14 protein-coding genes and 1 tRNA gene are annotated in these 18,974 nt (G+C 63.6%); 7 read left to right on the top strand and 8 right to left on the bottom strand.

Annotated elements, in window-relative coordinates; translation table 11 throughout:
- Positions 1–262 precede the first annotated feature (262 nt).
- Positions 263–502 carry a hypothetical protein gene (locus NEI07_RS13990; protein ID WP_256035337.1) on the top strand — a complete coding sequence of 80 codons (240 nt, stop codon included), beginning with the start codon at positions 263–265 and terminating at the stop codon, positions 500–502.
- Positions 503–567: 65 nt separating this feature from the next.
- On the opposite strand, the gene NEI07_RS13985 is transcribed toward NEI07_RS13990, so the two are convergent.
- The 5 genes from NEI07_RS13985 to NEI07_RS13965 all read right to left on the bottom strand — a co-directional run bounded on the left by NEI07_RS13985 (position 568) and on the right by NEI07_RS13965 (position 8,641).
- Entirely contained in the window at positions 568–1,044 is a 477-nt protein-coding gene (locus tag NEI07_RS13985; protein WP_256035334.1) for a hypothetical protein, read from the bottom strand.
- A 157-nt stretch (positions 1,045–1,201) separates the two neighbouring features.
- Positions 1,202–2,602 (bottom strand): TolC family outer membrane protein, encoded by a 1,401-nt coding sequence (locus NEI07_RS13980; RefSeq protein WP_256035340.1) that lies wholly within the window; start codon positions 2,600–2,602, stop codon positions 1,202–1,204.
- A 9-nt stretch (positions 2,603–2,611) separates the two neighbouring features.
- Positions 2,612–5,827 carry an efflux RND transporter permease subunit gene (locus NEI07_RS13975; protein ID WP_256035333.1) on the bottom strand — a complete coding sequence of 1,072 codons (3,216 nt, stop codon included), beginning with the start codon at positions 5,825–5,827 and terminating at the stop codon, positions 2,612–2,614.
- Positions 5,828–5,915: 88 nt separating this feature from the next.
- The gene (locus tag NEI07_RS13970; RefSeq protein ID WP_256035332.1) at positions 5,916–7,115 is read right to left on the bottom strand and encodes an efflux RND transporter periplasmic adaptor subunit; all 1,200 of its coding nucleotides are present in this window, start codon (positions 7,113–7,115) and stop codon (positions 5,916–5,918) included.
- Positions 7,116–7,330: 215 nt separating this feature from the next.
- Entirely contained in the window at positions 7,331–8,641 is a 1,311-nt protein-coding gene (locus NEI07_RS13965; protein WP_256035331.1) for a replication-associated recombination protein A, read from the bottom strand.
- 285 nt (positions 8,642–8,926) lie between these two features.
- Here NEI07_RS13965 and NEI07_RS13960 point away from each other — a divergent pair, with 285 nt between their 5' ends.
- A complete protein-coding gene (locus tag NEI07_RS13960; protein ID WP_256035330.1) occupies positions 8,927–9,610 on the top strand; it encodes a ParA family protein in 684 nt (227 codons plus the stop codon).
- Between the two features lie 39 nt (positions 9,611–9,649).
- On the opposite strand, the gene greA is transcribed toward NEI07_RS13960, so the two are convergent.
- Complete coding sequence (gene greA, locus NEI07_RS13955) at positions 9,650–10,117, bottom strand: transcription elongation factor GreA (RefSeq protein ID WP_256035329.1); 468 nt, start codon at positions 10,115–10,117, stop codon at positions 9,650–9,652.
- A 195-nt stretch (positions 10,118–10,312) separates the two neighbouring features.
- A complete protein-coding gene (acuI, locus tag NEI07_RS13950) occupies positions 10,313–11,314 on the bottom strand; it encodes an acrylyl-CoA reductase (NADPH) (protein ID WP_256035328.1) in 1,002 nt (333 codons plus the stop codon).
- A 287-nt stretch (positions 11,315–11,601) separates the two neighbouring features.
- Here acuI and NEI07_RS13945 point away from each other — a divergent pair, with 287 nt between their 5' ends.
- Positions 11,602–12,009 carry a MucR family transcriptional regulator gene (locus NEI07_RS13945; protein WP_256035325.1) on the top strand — a complete coding sequence of 136 codons (408 nt, stop codon included), beginning with the start codon at positions 11,602–11,604 and terminating at the stop codon, positions 12,007–12,009.
- A gap of 87 nt (positions 12,010–12,096) precedes the next feature.
- Here NEI07_RS13945 and NEI07_RS13940 read toward each other — a convergent pair whose 3' ends face one another.
- Complete coding sequence (locus NEI07_RS13940; RefSeq protein ID WP_256035324.1) at positions 12,097–12,465, bottom strand: TIGR02300 family protein; 369 nt, start codon at positions 12,463–12,465, stop codon at positions 12,097–12,099.
- Positions 12,466–12,628: 163 nt separating this feature from the next.
- Between NEI07_RS13940 and NEI07_RS13935 the strand changes: the two genes are divergently transcribed.
- From NEI07_RS13935 to NEI07_RS13920, 4 genes are all read left to right on the top strand, one after another.
- Positions 12,629–12,702 (top strand) — tRNA-Gly (locus NEI07_RS13935).
- Between the two features lie 730 nt (positions 12,703–13,432).
- The gene (locus NEI07_RS13930; protein ID WP_256035322.1) at positions 13,433–16,600 is read left to right on the top strand and encodes a helicase-related protein; all 3,168 of its coding nucleotides are present in this window, start codon (positions 13,433–13,435) and stop codon (positions 16,598–16,600) included.
- 104 nt (positions 16,601–16,704) lie between these two features.
- Positions 16,705–18,117, top strand: a complete 1,413-nt coding sequence (locus NEI07_RS13925) for a mannose-1-phosphate guanylyltransferase/mannose-6-phosphate isomerase (RefSeq protein WP_256035319.1) — start codon at positions 16,705–16,707, stop codon at positions 18,115–18,117.
- Between the two features lie 102 nt (positions 18,118–18,219).
- Complete coding sequence (locus NEI07_RS13920; RefSeq protein ID WP_256035317.1) at positions 18,220–18,864, top strand: phosphoribosylanthranilate isomerase; 645 nt, start codon at positions 18,220–18,222, stop codon at positions 18,862–18,864.
- The last annotated feature ends 110 nt before the right edge of the window (positions 18,865–18,974 follow it).

The raw sequence follows: 18,974 nt of genomic DNA, 5'->3' as shown, positions 1-18,974 counted from the left end.
ATCAAACGGTAGGTCCGCCGTCACGCCCGCGTCTTCGTGTTCGTCAAGAACATGGAAACAATCAGCTTTTCGCGAAGCGCGCCGCCCGACGACGAAGCGGCTCAAGACGTCGCGCCCGTGACTCGCAATTGACATGGGCGGCCACATACGACATCGTCCGGCCGCTTATTGCGTTATGTGACGCCGTTGCTGTTCCATGGCGGGAGGGGTCGAGCGCAAGCGCAGTCTAGACGCCCAACGGGCAAGTGAAGGAAACCACCAAATGAACAAATACGCCATTATGACGGCGGCTCTCCTAGTCGCCGGCATGATCAGCCCGGCATTCGCGGATTGCGACGTCCACAAAGCGGACGAAGACAAGCAGGCTAAATGCGCTGAGAAATGCGACGACGAGTACCTCGCCCGCAAGATGAACTATGCCGCCAACCAGGATGAAGTCCGCGCCAATAAGAAGGCCTGTGACGCCGCCTGCGGCTGCCCGCAGAACACGAAGGATCAATAAGCCGAGCCTCGCGATCGAGGTCGGTTGAGACGGGGCGCGCATTCAATGCGCGCCCGTTTTTTTTGTCAGTCCGCCGTGTAGACGTTGCCGTCTGGGCCTTTCCAGCCGCTGCCCGCTTCATAAAAGCGATATTCCTCGTCGAACGCAATCGTCGACCCAGGCGCGATATATTGCTTGCCGGGCGGATCGGAACTGCGGGGCGCAGTCACATAATGACTGCTCGGCGAGCAGCCGTCGGGAAATTTTCCAGCCTCGGGCTTGCATTCGAGATTGGCGCCTTCCGGGAACTCGACCCGCGCATTGAAGAAGATCTCGTAGCCCTTTTCACCGGTGGCGTGCATCTCGAGACGCTCGGACATCGTCTGTTTGAACTCGACGATCTTGAACGGCTTGTCGACGCGCTGCTTCAGCAAGTTCTCGAAAATCTGCCGGGCGTGCGCTTCGGTTGGATAGCAGCCGAACATGCAAAAAGCATTTGCCGGGATCGCCGAAAGCGACGCCAGCAGCATCGCAACGGCGAATGTGATGAAAGCGCCTCGCATGATGTCCTCTCCCTCAGCCCTTATGATTTCGCGCCCGGCGGCGCGTCTTTTTTTAAACTATAGCATCTTATCGCAGCATCGCGGCGCGTCTCAAATCGTAGAGCGCGTCCCGATCGCATGGAATCATGTGATCGATGCGACTTTTTCGGAATTTGCTCTAGCGGTCGGGCGTGGTCGGGTCGCCCCAGAGATCCTTCACCTGGTCGAAGTGGATCGCCGGATCATAGCCGCCGGGCGTAAGACCGAGACAGGCCGAAGAAAGCCGCCCGAGCGAAGAGAGCACGGCATAGGAGGCGACGACGCGGTCGCGCTGCGCGAAGACGAGCGCGATGCGGGCGTAGAGCAGCTCTTGCTGCGCGATAAGAATTTCGAGCGTCGTCCGCTGACCGGCCTTGGCTTCTTCTCTTATGCCGTAAAGCGCGCGCTCGGCCGCGGCGATTTGGGTTTGCGCCGCTAAAATTTGAGTTTTCGCCGCCTGCAGCGCGCCCCAATAGGCGCGCACCAGCGAGAGAACTTCTGCGCGGGCGACATCGGCGTCGAACCGTCGCTGTCCGGCGGTCTCCTTCGCCTGCCGCACCCGGGAGGACGTCAGGCCGCCCTCGTAAATCGGCACGTTGAGATGGCCGAGGACTTTTGCGCCGATGTTGCGGTTCCCGATGCCGGAAATATCGGTCTGCGTGAAGACGTCGCCGACGATCGACAGTTTGGGCATGAAGTCGGCTTCGAGCGCCTTGATGTCGAGATCGGCGACGTCGGCCTCGTGAAGCGCCGCGAGAATGAACGGATGTTCGTGTTGCGCGATTTGTTCCGCTTCTTCGCGCGACTTCGGCAGCAATCGGTCGATCGGCGCGCCCGGCGCGAGCTTTGTCGGCTCGACGCCGACCGTCTTGCGATAGATGCCGATGCTCGCGTCAAGCGTGGCGCGCGCGGAGCCGGCGAGAGACTTGCCGCCTGCGAGCCGCGCCTCGACCTGCGCGACATCCGTCAAGGTGATCTGTCCGTACTGATAGCGCTCCCGCGTCTGGCGCAATTGCTCCTTCAAGACCGCGACATTGCTTTCCTGAAGTTTGAGCGCCGCCGTGTCGCGTAAGACATTCATATAGGCGGTGACGGCATCGAATAATATGCGCTGTTCGGTCAGGCGCAGACGCTCGCGTCCGGCGAAGACCCCCGATTCCGCCGCGCGCGTTTGGTTTTGCGTCTTGAACCCGTCGAATATCGGTTGTTCGAATGTCAGATGGGCGGAGCGGGGAATGCTGCCGCCGTTTTGAATGTTCTTTGTGATGGAGGTATCGGTCGGGTCGTTGACGTTGACGTCGCGCTGCTTCGTGACAGCCCGATTCTGCTGGACGCCGAGATAGGCGTCGCCGCTCACGCGGGGCCTCATGCCGGCCTCCGCCTGCGGCACTCTTTCGTCGATGGCGCGCAGTTCGGCTCTGCCGGCGTTGAGCTGCGGATTGGCGTTATAGGCGCGGAGCATCGCGCCCATCAGTGTTTCTGCATGCGCCGCGCCGCCGCTCAGAACGAAGCAGATCAGGACAGAGGCGACGCCGCGCATGCTCACCGGTCAAGCTCCGCTTTGCTGGACGGTAGTCGACTCTGGCGAACGACAGAAGAACGCATAAAGCGCGGGCAGGACCACAAGAGTCAGCGCCGTGGCGCTGATCAGGCCGCCAATCACGACCGTCGCGATCGGCTTTTGCACTTCGGCGCCGGTGCCCGTCGCGAGCGCCATCGGCAGGAAGCCGAGCGACGCGACGAGGGCCGTCATGATGACCGGCCGCAGCCGCGTCATCGCGCCTTTGAAGATCGCCTGGCGCTCGGGCATGCCGCCTGCAATCAACTGCGAAATATAGGTGCGCATGACGAGGCCGTTGAGCACAGCGACGCCAGACAGCGCGATGAAGCCGACGGCGGCCGAGACGGACATGGGCATCCCGCGCAGCCATAGCGCCGCGACGCCGCCGGAAAGCGCCAGCGGCACCGCGGTGAACACCAGCAGCGCGTCGCGCGTCGCGCCGAGCGCCGAGTAGAGCAGCAGAAAGATCAAGAAGAAGCAGGCCGGCACGACGATCATCAACCGCGCCCGCGCCGCCGCGAGATTCTCGAATTGCCCGCCCCAGGCAATCCAGTAGCCGGGCGGCAGCGTCACCTTCGAAGCGATTTTGGCGCGCGCCTCTTCGACCACCGAGGCAATGTCGCGCCCGCGCACATTGGCGCTGACGACGACGCGGCGATGGCCGTTCTCCCGCGAAATCTGGTTCTGGCCGTCGAGGGTGGAGAACTTCGCCACCTGTTTCAGCAGCACGACGGGCGTATTGCCCGCCGCCGAGGGAAGCGCGACCGGAATTGATTCCAAAGCCTGCGCGTCCTCGCGCAAATTATCCCGCAGACGAACGACGATGGGGAAGCGGCGGTCGCCCTCGAACACCACGCCAGCCCTTTGCCCGCCGATCGCGGCGCCGATGACGTCCTGGACCGCGGCGACGCTGAGGCCAAGCCGCGCGATCGCGCCCTTATCGACGGCGATGTCGAGGATCGGGAGGCCAACCACCTGTTCGACCTTTACGTCGCTCGCGCCTTTGATCGTATTGAGAACGCCGGCGATCTGATTGGCCGCCTTCAACAGAACATCAAAATTTTCGCCGAACACTTTGACGGCGATGTCGCCGCGCACGCCGGCGAGCAGCTCATTGAAGCGCAGTTGAATAGGCTGCGAGAACTCATAGGCGTTGCCCGGCAGTTTCGCGAGCCGCGCCTCCATCTTTTCGATCAGCGCCGCCTTGTCGAGGCCTGGGTCAGGCCATTTTTCGCGCGGCTTCAGCATAATAAAAGTATCGGTCAGGTTCGGTGGCATCGGATCGGTTGCGATTTCGGCCGTGCCGGTTTTGGAGAAGACGTAGTCGACCTCCGGAAAGCTGCGCAGCGTGCGTTCGATGTCGAATTGCATCGCCTGCGCCTGCGTCAGCGACGCGCTCGGGATGCGATTCGCCTGCATGGCGAGGTTTTTTTCGTCGAGCGTCGGAACGAACTCTTCGCCCAATGTCATATAGAGACCCGCCGCGAGAACGAAGGCGCCCGCGCCAAGCGCGATCGGCTTCAAAGGCGCGGCCATCGCCCATTTCAACATCGGCTCATAGGCGCGCTTGAGCCCTTCGACGACGATGTTTTCAGATTCGCGCACGCGGCCAGAAAGCGCGATGGCGATCATCGCAGGAAAGAATGTCAGCGACAGAACGAATTCCGAAGCGAGCGCCATGATGACGGTCATCGCCATCGGATGGAACATCTTCCCTTCGACTCCGGAAAAAGTCAGAATCGGCACATAGACGAGAATGATGATCGCCTGGCCGTAGACCGTCGGCCGCCGCATCTCGACCGCCGAGTCGATGACGGTCGTCAGCCGTTCCTCCAGCGTGAGCGTGCGGCCCAGAGCGTTCTGACGCTGCGTCAGGCGACGCAAGCAATTCTCGGTGACGATGATCGCGCCGTCGGCGATCAATCCGAAATCGAGCGCGCCGAGACTCATCAGATTGGCGCTGATTTTTCCGACATGCATGCCGACGCCCAGCAGCAACATCGTCAGCGGTATGACCATCGCCGTCACGAGCGCCGCGCGGAAATTGCCGAGCATGACGAACAGCACGAGGATGACGAGCGCCGCGCCCTCGACGAGATTCTTGGCGACGGTGGTGATCGTGGCGTTGACGAGCAAGGTGCGGTTCAAGATCGTGCGCACTTCAATGCCGGGCGGCAGCAACCGGCGGATCTCGTCCATCTTCGCATTGACGGCGCTCGAGACTTCGCGACTGTTGGCGCCGATCAGCATCAGCGCGGTGCCGATCACCACTTCTTCGCCATTCATGCTGGCGCTGCCCATGCGCAGCTCGCGTCCGACGCCCACCTCCGCGATGTCTTCGAGTCGCACCGGCGTGCCGCCGCGCGTCGATACGACGACTTTGGCGATGTCATCGATCGACTCGAGCCGTCCCGGGCTGCGCACGACGAGACCCTCGCCGTTGCGTTCGACATAGCCTGCGCCCCGGCTGATATTGTTGCGCTCGATAATGCCGGCGAGATCGGCGAAAGACAGTCCGAGAGCGTAGATCTTCGCCGGGTCCGGCTGAACGTGATATTCCTTAATGTAGCCGCCAAGCGAGTCGACGCCGGCGACTCCCGGCACGGTGCGCAACTGCGGCTTGATGATCCAATCCTGCACGGTGCGCAGATAGGCGGTGCGTTCGAGCAAATTGCGCAGCCTCTGCCCTTCCGGCGTGAGATAATCGCCGTTGCTCTGCCAGCCGGGCTTCCCGTCTGGCGCCGGTTTCTCTCTCTCGCGCGGGGCGTAGTCGACCGACCACATGTAGATTTCGGAAAGGCCCGTGGCGACCGGGCCCATATGCGATTCGACGCCCGGCGGAAAAATCTCCTTGGCGAGCGTCAGGCGTTCGCCGACCTGCTGACGCGCGAAATAGATGTCGACATTGTCGGCGAAGACGGCGGTGACCTGCGCGAAGCCGTTGCGCGAAAGCGAGCGGGTATATTCCAGTCCCGGAATTCCCGCGATGGCGTTCTCGATCGGATAGGTGACCTGTTTCTCGATCTCGAAGGCCGAAAGCGCCGGCGCGAAAGCGTTGATCTGCACCTGATTGTTCGTGATGTCCGGCACCGCGTCGATCGGCAATCGCATTAGCGACCAGACGCCAAGCGGGACGACGAGCGCCGTCAACAACACCACGAGCCAACGGCTTCGGACCGAGAAGGCGATGAGATTCTTGATCATCGGCGGCCGCTAGCACTCAAGGCGATAGTTTGGGAACGCAGTCGAAGCGTCGTCCATGACGTCGAGGAAGGAAAGCCGCCGACGCGCATCATTCCTCCGGAATGTTCTGTTTGCCGAGTTCCGCCTTCAGCAGAAAGACATTGGAGACGGCGATCTGCTCTCCCGGCTGCAATCCGGAGACGACCTCGACCGAGCCATCATCTCCCCGTCCAAGTTCGACCTCGCGCTTGGCAAAGCCCTCTGGCGTGCGAACGAAGACATTGGGCTTGCCGTCGATGATCATGACCGCCGAGCGCGGAATTTTGAGCTTCACCCGCGCCTCCTTGAGGGAGATTTCCGCCTCCACAAGGCTGCCAGGACGCAGCGAGAAATCCGGATTGGCGAAGCGCGCAAGAATCTGGCCCGACCGCGTCTCCCGGGTGATCATCGCATTGACGTAGGTGATCTTGCCCTCGAAGCTGCGTCCTTCGGCGTTGGAAATCCGGACCTCCTGGCCCTCGCGCAACAGGGCGAGATCGGCGGCGGGCACGGCGAGTTCGGCCTCGACGACAGAGAGATCGGAGATCACGTAGAGCTCCTTGGCCTGACCCTCGCCGCCGACGGGCTGTCCGACGCTGACCAGACGCTCGATGACGCGCCCGGAGATCGGCGCGCGGATCTCCTTGCGACGAAGATCGGCGATCGGCTGAGAGGGCAGGGCGGCGATCTCCTGCTCGCTCATGTCCAGCGCGGCGAGCTTTTGCCGCGCAAGATCGAGCTTCACTTTGGCTTCCATGAAGACGGTTTTGGCTTTCAGAAACAGCTGCTCTGCGGTGATCTTCTTCTCGAACAGTCCCTTTTCGCGTTGAAAAAGCACGTTCTGCAGATCGAAATTCGCCGATGCGGCGAGATACTCGCTTTTCGCTTCGGCTACTTCGCGGGAGTCGATAATCGCGATGGTTTCGCCGCGCGCGACCTGGTCTCCAAGGCGCTTGCGCATCTCTTCGACGACGCCCGCGACCTTGGCGGCGACGCGCGCGATTTTGTCCGGATCGGGTTTGACGGCGGCAGGCGCCGTGATCCGGCGTGTAATGACGCCGGGGCCGACCGTCGCCGTCGCGATCTTGGAGGCTTCGATCTGAGCGGCGGAAAGCCGGACTTCGCCGTCGACGGGCCCGGGCTCAGCCGCCGCGCTTTGGCGGTCAGGCGAGACGCGGCTGCGCATGGCGCTGTAGAGCGACGGCAGCGCGGCGCCAAGCGCCAGGCTCGCGAGAATAGCAAGAACCAGAACGGACCTATAACGGGTCATGATCGCGCAGTCAGCTCCGTCACGAGCGGTCTGAAGGGAGTAGCATTGGCGCGCCGCTCGAGCCATTGGCGCCGCGGCGCAAGTGGGGGATATCGCGCGTCCGGCGTTGATTCATCTTTCTTTAAAGGAGTTGGCTGACCCGGTCCATGCGGCGGTTCGCGGCTCTTTCGCACATGCCGCAGTTTTTAAAAAGAAAAGCCAGGTCACGACCCCATTTATGAATCGCCGCGTTCTTTGCGCAATCGGTCCCAATAGTCGATGCGTTTGGCGATCTCGCGCTCGAATCCGCGCTCGACCGGTCTGTAGAACTTCTGCCGCGAGAGCGAATCAGGCCAGTAGTTCTGGCCCGAGAAGGCCTCAGGCGAATCATGGTCATATTCGTAGTTCGCGCCATAACCCTCTTCGCGCATCAATTTCGTCGGCGCGTTGAGGATGACCTTCGGCGGCGTCAGCGAGCCCTTCTCTTCCGCGACGCGCTGCGCGCGCTTGAAGGCGACATAGGCGGCGTTGGATTTGGGCGCGGTCGCCACATAGATCACCGCCTGCGCCAGCGCGAGCTCGCCCTCGGGGCTGCCGAGGAAATCATAGGCGTCCTTGGCGGCGTTGGCGACGACGAGCGCCTGCGGATCGGCCAGGCCGATGTCTTCGACCGCCATCCGCACGATGCGGCGCGCGAGAAACAGCGGATCTTCGCCGGCGGCGAGCATGCGCGCAAGATAGTAGAGCGCGGCGTCCGGGTCCGAACCGCGGACGCATTTGTGCAATGCGCTGATGAGATTGTAGTGGCCTTCCTGCGCCTTGTCGTAGATCGGCGCGCGGCGCTGCACGATGTCGACGAGTCCTGTCCGATCGAAGATCTCGCCGGGCTTCGCGGCGCGCCAGATTTCCTCGGCGAGCGTCAACGCCGCGCGGCCGTCGCCGTCGGCCATGCCGACAAGCGCTTCGCGCGCGTCGGCTTCGAGCGGCAGCGTCTTGCCTTCGGCGTTTTCGGCGCGCTTGAGCAGCTGTTCGATCGCCGCTTCGTCGAGCGCCTTGAAGGTCATCACGCGCGCGCGTGAGAGCAGCGCGGCGTTGAGCTCGAAGGATGGGTTTTCGGTCGTCGCGCCGATGAGCGTGATCGTGCCGTCCTCCATCACCGGCAGGAAGGAATCCTGCTGCGCGCGATTGAAGCGGTGAATCTCGTCGACGAAGAGCAAGGTCCCCTGGCCGGCGGCGCGTCTGGCGCGCGCCGCCTCGAACGTCTTCTTCAAATCGGCGACGCCGGAAAAGATCGCCGAAATCTGCACGAAGGCGAGCTTGGTCTCATGCGCGAGCAGCCGCGCGACCGTGGTTTTGCCGGTGCCGGGCGGACCCCAGAAGATGAGCGAGCCCAGCGCGCCGGCGCGGACGAGCCGTGTCAGCGCGCCCTCGGGTCCAAGCAGATGATCCTGACCCGCCACCTCATCGAGACGCGTCGGCCGCAATCGGTCGGCGAGCGGACGCGGCGCGTCGTTTTCGAGCTTCGCGGCTTGGAACAGATCGGACATCGTTACTGATTAACATAGCGAGGCGGCTCGCCAGTGAGAATCTCTGGAGCCGGAGAAAAGGGAACGCGCCGCAAACGTGGCGGAACGTGCGCCGTGGATGGCTCGGACGCTCCCGGCCCCCGAGTTTGTCCCGATCAGCTACTCGACTACTGAAGCGGAGCCGTTAACCGCCGATTAACCTTGCCGCAAGTATTCCGATTCAGTGAATGAATTCGGGGCCGGGATCACATTCGTTAAGCTTCGCGTGCAGAGCGTCGACATCAACCAAAAACTGGACCGTCGCACATGCGCAAAATCGCTTTCGTCACCCAGAAGGGCGGCGCCGGCAAGAGCACGCTCGCCAGCAGCGTCGCCGTCGCCGCGCGGCAAGCTGGGGAACGCGTGTTCATCATCGATCTCGACCCGCTGCAAACCCTGGTCAAATGGTCGCGCGCGCGCGGCGCCGCCGACATTCCGGTCGAACACGTGCCGCCAGCGAAGCTGAGCAAGGCGCTTGCCGCGCTCGCGGCAAAGGGCGTGACGCTCGCCATTATCGATGCGCCGGGTCAGGAGGGCGACTATCTTTCGGCGGCCGTGCGCGCCGCGGATCTATGCGTCATTCCGGCGCGTCCCAACGCCTTCGATCTCTGGGCGTCGGAAATCACACGCATGCGCGTAAAGGAGAAAGGCAAGGATTACGCCTTTCTGCTCAACCAATGTCCGCCCGCGCAACAGAGCGCGCGCGTCGAACTGGGCGCCAAGGCGCTGCAGGCGATGGGCGGTCTTCTCGCGCCGCTCGTGTCGTCGCGCGTCGATTACCAGGAAGCGGCGCGGCTCGGGCGAGGGGTAGGCGAATATAACCCCGACGGCGTCGCGGCGGAGGAGATGCGGGAGCTTTGGGCTTCGATCAAGCGCCGGTTGAAAAAACCGGCGAGCGCGGCCAAGACGCCGCCAGCGAAGTCGACGAAGGCGGTGAGGAACGCCGCCTGATCGTCACCTGAGAGTACCGCGCCGCGCGAGAGCAGGGCGCTAATTAATCTCCACGATTCGCGCGCTGTGGTGGATGACCTCCGCCTTGTCGCCGACGGACTTGCCCATCAGCGCCTTTGCGAGCGGCGCGACATAGGGAATGAGCCCCTTCGTCGGATCGGCTTCGTCTTCGCCGACGAGCCGGAAACTGCGGCGTTCGCCGTCCTCGAGTTCGACGATGACGCGATGGCCGAACCGCACATGCGAATGATCTGCGATCGCCCGGATAACTTCGGCGCTGGCGCGACGCGCCGACCAATAGCGCAGATCGCGTTGCGCCAGCGCCAGCGCGTGATTGTCTTCGCTCGCCGTTGCGCGTTCGATTTCCTTCTGCAGTCGCGCAAGCTCGGCTTCAATCTGTTCGAGGCCCTCGGGCGTGACCAGATTGCGATGCGGACTGACCGGCCGGTCAGGCAGGTCCTCGCGCGGATTGTCGTCATTCTGTTCTTTCGTAAAAGCCGAACTCATGCGCTTTTGACCTTTGGTTCGCCGCGCCGATGCGGCGAGCGTCCTTAAGAAAAATAATCGGCCCAAGCGGGCCGTCGTGGGCATTAGAGCCGAGACGGGCGCGCTTGTCGAGAAATTGACGCCGCAATGCGACGATTCGCGCGCGCTTTCGAAGGCTTAGCTTTGCTGTTCAAAGGCCGAGATCCAACCTGCATTTTAGAGCGGAAGATGCAGGCCCATATCGATGACGACTCTGCCGCGAATCTTTCCGCCAACGATCGAGCGGGCGCGATCCAGCGCCGCGTCGAAGGAAATGATTTCGCTCATCGCGTCGATCGCGGAGGAATCGAGGTCCCGCGCGATTCGGGTCCACGCGGCCCGCCGCAGCTCGATGCGCGGGCGCACGCTTTCGACGCCGAGCAGCGAGACGCCGCGCAGAATAAAAGGCGCGACAGTCGCCGGAAGCTCCATGCCGCCGACATTGCCGCAGGCGGCGACGGCGCCATCGAAGCGCGTCTGCGCAAGAAGATTGGCGAGCGTGACGCCGCCGACAGTGTCGACGCCGACGGCGAAGCGCTGCTTTTGCAGCGGCTTTCCTGGAGCGGACAATTCGTCGCGGCCGATGATTTCGGATGCGCCCAGGCCTTTGAGATAAGCGGCTTCGTTCGCATGTCCGGTGACGGCGGCCACGCGCCAGCCAGCCTTGGCGAGCAATGCGACGGCGAAAGAGCCGACGCCTCCCGTCGCGCCCGTCACCACCGCGAGACCATCCTCGGGCCGGGCGCCATGGCGCTCCAGCGCAACCACGCAGAACATGGCGGTCAGTCCCGCGGTGCCAACCGCCATGGCGCGCGCGGGCGTCAGCGGCGGCGGCAGTTTCGCGAGCCAATCGCCCGATAGCCGCGCCTTTTCCGCAAAGCCTCCGTAATGCGCTTCGCCCAGGCCGCACGCCGTCGCAACCACAATGTCGCCCGCCGTAAATTCCGGATGCGCGGAGCGCGTGACGCGACCCGCGAGATCGACGCCGGGGATCATGGGGAAGCGTCGCACCACCGGTCCCTTTCCGGCGACGGCGAGACCGTCCTTGTAGTTGATCGCCGAGAAGGCGACGTCAACGTCGACGTCGCCCTCCATCAGGTCGCGCTCATGCATGATGACGTAATCGGCGTGCTGGCCGTAACTGTTCTTGTCGATGCGAATAGCTCTGAAATTAGTCATATGGCTGCGCCTACGCTGTTGACTGCGCCAAAACAGCGCTTTTTGGCGGAGAAAAAAAGACAAAAAAAAGAAAACATGAGGCCGCCATGGCCGTAAAGCCCGAAATTCTGATCAATCAACTATGCAGAATTGGGCGGCGCCAATAGTGCATAATATTACTTGATGCAGTCGGACTATTCTGTTAGGCAGTCAACAAGTAACGGCAGTGCGACGATTCTATGCAGCAAAGCATTGACCAAGGGCGAAAAGGGCGGCGTCCGTCTCAACAGGAAGTGGTGAGCAATCCGATGAATCAAGCCAACAACATTGAACTCGCGGCTGACATCGTCTCCGCCTATGTGAGCAACAACTCCGTTCCCGCCGGAGAGTTGCCCGGGCTTATCAGCGAAGTCTACAGCGCCTTGTTGCGCGTTGGCGCGGGCTCCGCGGCGTCGCCCGCCGAGCCGCCGAAACCGGCGATTCCCGTCAAGCGTTCGGTGACCAATGACTACATCATCTGCCTTGAGGACGGGAAGAAGTTCAAGTCGCTGAAGCGTCATCTGCGCACGCAATATGGGCTGTCGCCCGAAGACTATCGTGAGAAGTGGGGCCTCCCGGCCGACTATCCGATGGTTGCGCCCAACTACGCCAAGGCGCGGTCTAATCTCGCCAAGCAGATGGGGCTCGGCCAGCAGCGCCGGCGTCGCGGCAAATAAAAGGCGGCCAAACGGCCGCCTTCTCCAATTAACCTGAAAGCCACAGCGCGCGCCGTCGCCGCGCCAGGTCAGTGACGCCCCGACGGTTCAGGTCTCTTCGTCAGTTTCGATGTCGCCGTCGATCAATCCGGAGACATCGTCGTCGGATTCTTCCTCCTCGAGGAAGGTGTCGTCTTCGGCGTCGTCTCCCTCGATCTCCACATCGTCTTCGACATCGATCGATTCCGCGACGACCTCCGCCTCCTCGACTTCTTCGAGCGACACCGTTTCAGGGTTCTCCTTTTCGAGTTCGCTCTCTTCTTCTTCTTGTTGCGCGCGCGCCGCCGCTCGCGTCAGCGCAACAATCTGATAAATCGCGCCGCATTTCGGACAGGCGATCGGGTCCTTGTTAAAGTCGTAAAACTTCGTCCCGCAGGACTGACATTGGCGTTTGGCGCCGAGTTCGGGTTTTGCCACGGTCGATGGGTCCTCGAGAAGCAGCGTGGGAACGCCCCGCCTATATTGAGAGACTGTGTGGGCGCTCCGGTTAGTGGCGTCCCGCGTCGCTGTCAAATGGGAAATGCATTGTCTGCGCGCCCATTGCCAAGCGCCGCGCAGATTGGCATAGAATCACCCTCACGCGGGTGTAGCTCAATGGTAGAGCAGCAGCCTTCCAAGCTGAATACGAGGGTTCGATTCCCTTCACCCGCTCCAGTTCCTTTCAGGTGAGCTTTCCCCGGCGCGAGCGATTGCGGCCCGCCTGTTCTTTTGGTTGGGCCGCGCCTTGCCCGCAGCGGCGGTCTCCTGCGGCCTCGGCATCCCCGTTCGCGCATCACCGGTTCACTCCGTTTTCAGAGTCTTGCCAAACACGCGAATCGGCCTTGGCGTTTACCAATTACGCGTAGTCGCGCGCCGCGCAAAGCCGCCGCATCGTCGAGGCGCCACTCGCTCGAACGTCGCGCCGCCTATCCAAGCGTCCCGAAGAAGGACGCGGCGTTAACCGTTCTTGTTGGTTTGCGCCGCATCCCTCATGTCGACGCAGCGGATGAGGCGCTCGAGGGTCGCGCAAATTCGCCGGAACGCAACGCCAACTGAGATCGAACGCTGATTCGTGCCTGCTGCGTTCCCGGTTGATCCCAAAGCTTAACAGTGAGCCGCGCAACCGCCTAATCTTGACCGTTGACAGCAGCGACGAAAAGAGTCCGCCTGCGGCTCTTTCGCTAAGACCGCGCGCTACGTCGTCGACGAGACGTTCTCGCAACTTCTGGCGTTTCGATTTGGCCGCGCGTCCATATATTGTTGGAACAGAGCGTGACTCGGCGAGAGTCAGCGATTCGGGCGCGATTCGTTCGCCGGCTGTTCAGAAGGTAAAGTCGCGCCCTGCTCGAAGTTTCGATATGAAACGAAGGCGCGCCGCGGCGCGCGTCAGGCAGCAAAGAAGAACATGACAGTCGCGCCGTCCTACCCGGCGAGCCGCGCCGCCCCCCGCGCAAGGCCGTTTGACAGGGGCGTGGCGGCGGTGCTCGGCCCCACCAACACCGGCAAGACGCATCACGCCATCGAGCGTATGTTGTCCTTTCCCTCCGGCGTCATTGGGCTGCCTCTGCGCCTGCTCGCCCGTGAGGTCTATAATCGCGTCGCCGAGCGCGTCGGCGCGGACAATGTCGCGCTCATCACCGGCGAGGAAAAGATTAAGCCCCGCGCGCCGGCCTATTGGGTCGCGACGGTTGAAGCGATGCCGCGCGACGTCCAGGCGGATTTCGTCGCGATCGACGAAATCCAGCTCGCCGCCGATCTCGACCGCGGCCACATTTTCACTGACCGGCTCCTCCACTGGCGCGGACGCCAGGAGACTCTCCTGATCGGCGCGGAGACGATGGCGCCGCTCGTTACAGAACTCTTTCCCGGCGCGCCGATCTTTACGCGCCCGCGACTTTCCAAACTTTCCTTCGCCGGCGACAAGAAGATCTCGAGGCTCCCGCCGCGCACTGCGATCGTCGCCTTTTCCGCCGAAGAGGTTTACGCGATCGCGGAACTGATCAAGCGCCAGCGCGGCGGGGCGGCCGTCGTGCTCGGCGTGCTGTCGCCGCGCACGCGCAACGCTCAGATCGAGCTCTATCAAAGCGGCGACGTCGATTACATCGTCGCGACGGACGCCATCGGCATGGGGCTCAATCTCGACGTCGATCATGTCGCCTTCGCCTCAGATCGCAAATTCGACGGATTGCGCCATCGCAGGCTGACGCCGGCGGAATTTGGACAGATCTCCGGCCGAGCGGGGCGCCATATGAGCGACGGCTTTTTTGGCGCGACCGGCCGCTGCCCGCCCTTCGACGAGGAATTGATCGGCGCTTTAGAGGACCATCGCTTCGATCCGGTGAGGACGCTGCAATGGCGCAACAGCGCCCTCGATTTTTCTTCGATCGACGCGCTGATGCATTCTCTTGACCAGGTTCCGGCGCATCCGGATCTGGTGCGCGCGCGGGTCGCCGACGATCAAAGGGCGCTTGAAGCCGCGAGCCGTGACGAGATCGCGCGGCGCAACGCCAAGACGACAGCCGATGTCGCGCGGCTGTGGGAAGCCTGCCAAATCCCCGATTACCGCAAGACTTCGCCTGCCGCGCACGCCGAGCTCGCGCTGGCGATATTCTCGTTCATCGCTCGGCGCGGCAAGATCCCCGAGGACTGGATGGCGCGGCAGATCGAGGCGGTGGACCGCATCGACGGCGACATCGCGACGCTATCGAACCGCCTCGCGCAAGTGCGTACCGCAAGTTTTATCGCCAACCGTTCCGGCTGGCTCGACGACTCTCAGCATTGGCAGAGCGTCGCGCGTCGGGTAGAGGACAGCATATCCGACGCGTTGCACGACAGACTGACGCAGCGTTTCGTCGACCGCCGCACCAGCGTGCTGGCGCGCCGCTTAAGAGAGAATGCAATGCTTGAAGCCGAAATCAACGCCGCCGGCGACGTTCTGGTCGAAGGCCAGCACGTCGGAAGCCTTCAGGGATTTCGCTTCACGCCGGATCCCGGCGCGGCGGGCGAGGCCGCCAGGACGTTGAACGCGGCGGCGCAGAAGGCGCTCGCTGGAGAATTCGAGGCGCGGGCGACCCGCGTCTTCGACGCGGTCGACGACGCCTTCGCGCTCGGCAATGACGGGCTGATTCGCTGGCTCGGCGAACCTGTGGGGAAAATCGCCTCGGGCGCCGGCGTGCTGGCGCCGACGACGCGCGTCCTTGCCGACGAGCAGCTGACAGGACCGGCTCTGGAGAAGGTCAAGCAACGCCTCGACCTCTGGCTCGCGCAACACGTCAAGAAGCTGCTCGGGCCGCTCGAGCAGCTGGAGAAGGGCGAAGGCCTGGAAGGGGTGACGCGCGGCGTCGCCTTCCAGCTCGCCGAAGAATTGGGCGTGCTCGACCGCGCGCGCGTCGCCAAGGACGTGAAGGCTTTCTCGCAGGAGGACCGCGCCGCGCTGCGCAAGCTCGGCGTGCGATTCGGGGCCTATCACATCTATGCGCCCGCGCTGCTCAAGCCGGCGCCGCGCGCGCTTTCGGCGCTGCTTTGGGCCTTGCATCACGGCGGTCTTGAGAATGTGAAGGGGCTTGAGGAAGTGCCGCATCTGGCGGCCTCTGGACGCACCTCCTTCGCCGCCGACGCATCGATCCCGAAAGGTTTTTATCGCGCCGCCGGCTTCCGAGTCTGCGGCGAGCGCGTCGTTCGCGTCGATATTCTTGAGCGTCTCGCCGATCTTATTCGGCCGGCGATCGCCTACCGTCCGGGGCTCACCGCGGGCGAGCCGCCGCCCGGCGCGGCCGACGCCGACGGCTTCGTCGTCACCGTCGCGATGACTTCGCTCACGGGCTGTTCCGGCGAGGCTTTTTCCTCGATCCTCAAGTCGCTCGGCTATGCTTCGACGCAGCGTCCAGGACCGGCCATTACGGTTCCGATCGTGCCGGCGGCGGCGATGGAGCCTGTGACGCCAAGCGCCGGGACCAAGCCAGCGGAAGCCGCGAGCGAGAACATTCAGGCCGAAAGCGCCGCCGCCGAGGCGCCTGCCGCCGAGCAAGCGGCTGTCGCGCCGCAACCGGCCGACGCCGAGGAAGCGCCGGTCGAGACGCCCGCCGCCAGTGAAGTCCCGACGTCCGAGGCGCCAGCGCCAGTCGCGGAAGAGGGCGTAGAGGCGCGCGAAGAAGAGGCGACGGCGACTGAAGCACAGGAAGAGCCCGCCTCGGAGGCTGCGCCGGCCAAAGCTGCGCCGACCGAGCCGGAATCCATCGAGATCTGGCGTCCGCAGCGCCATGTGCATTCCGGTCCGCGCCCCCGCGAGGCCGGCGCGCATCGCCAGGCCCACGGTCACGCCCACGGTCAGGGCGCTGAGGACAAGCAGCAGCGGCCGCCGCGTCGCGACCAGCGGTCCGGCAACGCTCCAGGCAAGGAAGGGCGTCCTTCTGGAAAGCCGCGCATCGAGGGCCGCCCGCCGCGCGACGACGCCCGCCCCCGGCGCCCTGGCGGATTCGCCGCGCCGGAGCGCCGCGAGCGCCAGCCCGATCCGGACTCGCCTTTCGCCAAGCTTGCGGCGCTCAAAGCCGAGCTTGAGAAAAAGGGCAAATAGCAACGCTTGCGCTTCTGCCCTCAGCTTCGCCATCGTATTGCCAATAGTCGGGCGGACAACTATTGCTGCCCGGGGGCGGGCGCGGCCGAGTGCGAGAGGGGCTTATGAAGAAGATATTGCCCGTTATTATGTGCGGCGGATCGGGGACGCGGGTGTGGCCCGAGTCGCGCGAGACGCTACCCAAGCAGTTCATTCCGCTCATTGGCGAGCGCTCCACCTTCCAGACGACGATGGCGATGCTGGCCGACCCGGCGTTCGAGACGCCGATCGTCATCTCTAATTTCGACTACCGCTTCCTCATCGCCGACCAACTGCGCGAGATCGGCGCGCATGCAGAGGTCGTTCTCGAGCCGTCGCGCCGCGACTCGGGTCCGGCGGTCGCCGTCGCGGCGGGCCTCGCCGCGCGCCGCGCGCCCGACACAGTCGTCGTCGTGCTCGCCGCCGACCATGTCGTTCGCGACAGGGCGGGCCTCGTCGAGCTGTGCAAGCGGGCGGGAGCCGCCGCCGCGGAAGGCTATATCGTCACGCTCGGCGTGAAGCCCGACGGCCCCGCGACGGGATACGGCTATCTGCGCCCCGGCGCGCCGCTCGAGTCGTGTTGCGATGTCTACAAGCTTGAGGCTTTCGTCGAAAAGCCGGACCGCGCAACGGCGCAGGACTATGTCGACGCCGGCTATTTCTGGAACAGCGGCAACTTCATCTTTCGCGCCGACGTCATGCAGTCGGAGATTGCGCAATTCGAGCCCGGCATTTTCGCCGCCGCCGAAGCGGCGATCGAAGCGGCCCGCCAGGACCTCGGCTTCATGATTTTGAACGCCGAAGCCTTCGCGCACGCGCCGAAGAAATCGATCGATTACGCCGTGATGGAAAAGACCGACAAAGCGGCGCTGATTCCAGCCGATATCGGCTGGTCCGACGTCGGCACCTGGCGCGCCGTCTGGGAATTGTCGGACCGCGACGAAAATGGCAATTCGGTGCGCGGCCAAGGCGTCGTCATGAACGCCCGCAACGTGCATGTGCGCTCCGAGGACACGCTGACCACCGTCGTCGGCGTCGACGACATCATCGTCGTGACGACGCAGGACGCCGTGCTGGTGTTGAGCCATGAGCATGGCGATCAGGTCAAACAGCTCGTCGAGCAGCTGCGCAGCGAGAATCGGCGCGAAGCGGGAGAGCACAAGCGCATTTTTCGGCCCTGGGGCTATTATCAAGGGATCGACGAGGGCCAGCGCTATCAGGTCAAGCGCATCGTGGTGAAACCAGGCCAACGCCTGTCGCTGCAGAAGCATTTCCACCGCGCCGAACATTGGATCGTCGTGCGTGGCACGGCGGAGGTCGGCCGCGACGAGCAAATCCATCTCGTCCACGAAAACGAATCGATTTACCTGCCGATCGGCAGCAAGCACCGCCTGACCAATCCCGGCAAGATCGATCTGGAGCTGATCGAAGTGCAGACCGGCTCCTATCTCGGCGAAGACGATATCGTCCGCTTCGAGGACGCGTATAATCGGGGGTAGTTCGCGCCCGACGTTCCGCGTCATCCATCCACGTTTAGGACGCGCGCCAACTTTGCAAAATAACCGCAGCGGCCGGCGTGGATGGCCGCGACAAACGCGGCCATGACGCAATCAACCATCGTCAAAATCTGCGGTCTTTCCTCGCCCGAGACGCTTCTTGCGGCGATCGGAGCCGGCGCGGACATGGCGGGCTTCGTCTTCTTCGAGAAAAGCCCGCGCCATATCGACCTCGAGACCGCCCGCACACTCGGGCGCCTCGCGGGCGGGCGCATCAGCAAAGTTGCGCTCACCGTCGACGCGGACGACGCCGCGCTCCAGGACATCATCGACGCGCTCGCGCCCGACTATCTCCAGCTTCATGGCGAGGAAACGCCTGCGCGGGTCGCCGAGGTGAAGGGGCGCTTCGGCCTGCCCGTCATCAAGGCGGCGGGCGTCGCGACGCCGGGCGATGTCGAGGCGGCGCGCGCCTATGAAGACATCGCCGACGTCATTCTATTTGACGCCAAGCCCGCGCCGAACGCAGCGGTTCCCGGCGGCGCCGGCGTCATTTTCGACTGGTCTCTGCTGCGCGGCGTCGCTGCGAAACACTGGATGCTTTCGGGAGGACTGACGCCCGAGAATGTGGCGGAAGCGATGCGCGTAACGGGCGCCCGCGCGGTGGACGTCTCTTCGGGCGTCGAGCGCGAACGCGGCGTCAAGGACGCGGCGAAGATTGCAGCCTTCCTGGCCGCCGCTCGGCTTTCATAGCGGCGCGCGAGGCGCTAATAAGTTTCCGAGAATGGAAGGCCGAGCATCCCTTCTCCCGTTTACGGGAGAAGGTGTCGTCGCGAAGCGGCGACGGATGAGGGCCCTCACCC

The sequence above is a fragment of the Methylocystis suflitae genome, from assembly GCF_024448135.1.
GTDB classification, from domain to species: domain Bacteria; phylum Pseudomonadota; class Alphaproteobacteria; order Rhizobiales; family Beijerinckiaceae; genus Methylocystis; species Methylocystis suflitae.
This window is presented reverse-complemented; position numbering and strand designations above follow the sequence as displayed.

Excerpts from the sequence above, each read along its gene's own strand:
- NEI07_RS13920 (WP_256035317.1), top strand. The coding sequence starts at position 18,220 with ATGACGCAATCAACCATCGTCAAAATCTGCGGTCTTTCCTCGCCCGAG.
- NEI07_RS13975 (WP_256035333.1), bottom strand. The coding sequence starts at position 5,827 with ATGATCAAGAATCTCATCGCCTTCTCGGTCCGAAGCCGTTGGCTCGTG.
- NEI07_RS13945 (WP_256035325.1), top strand. The coding sequence starts at position 11,602 with ATGAATCAAGCCAACAACATTGAACTCGCGGCTGACATCGTCTCCGCC.
- NEI07_RS13930 (WP_256035322.1), top strand. The coding sequence starts at position 13,433 with ATGACAGTCGCGCCGTCCTACCCGGCGAGCCGCGCCGCCCCCCGCGCA.
- NEI07_RS13985 (WP_256035334.1), bottom strand. The coding sequence starts at position 1,044 with ATGCGAGGCGCTTTCATCACATTCGCCGTTGCGATGCTGCTGGCGTCG.
- NEI07_RS13990 (WP_256035337.1), top strand. The coding sequence starts at position 263 with ATGAACAAATACGCCATTATGACGGCGGCTCTCCTAGTCGCCGGCATG.
- NEI07_RS13960 (WP_256035330.1), top strand. The coding sequence starts at position 8,927 with ATGCGCAAAATCGCTTTCGTCACCCAGAAGGGCGGCGCCGGCAAGAGC.
- NEI07_RS13925 (WP_256035319.1), top strand. The coding sequence starts at position 16,705 with ATGAAGAAGATATTGCCCGTTATTATGTGCGGCGGATCGGGGACGCGG.
- greA (WP_256035329.1), bottom strand. The coding sequence starts at position 10,117 with ATGAGTTCGGCTTTTACGAAAGAACAGAATGACGACAATCCGCGCGAG.
- NEI07_RS13965 (WP_256035331.1), bottom strand. The coding sequence starts at position 8,641 with ATGTCCGATCTGTTCCAAGCCGCGAAGCTCGAAAACGACGCGCCGCGT.
- acuI (WP_256035328.1), bottom strand. The coding sequence starts at position 11,314 with ATGACTAATTTCAGAGCTATTCGCATCGACAAGAACAGTTACGGCCAG.
- NEI07_RS13980 (WP_256035340.1), bottom strand. The coding sequence starts at position 2,602 with ATGCGCGGCGTCGCCTCTGTCCTGATCTGCTTCGTTCTGAGCGGCGGC.
- NEI07_RS13970 (WP_256035332.1), bottom strand. The coding sequence starts at position 7,115 with ATGACCCGTTATAGGTCCGTTCTGGTTCTTGCTATTCTCGCGAGCCTG.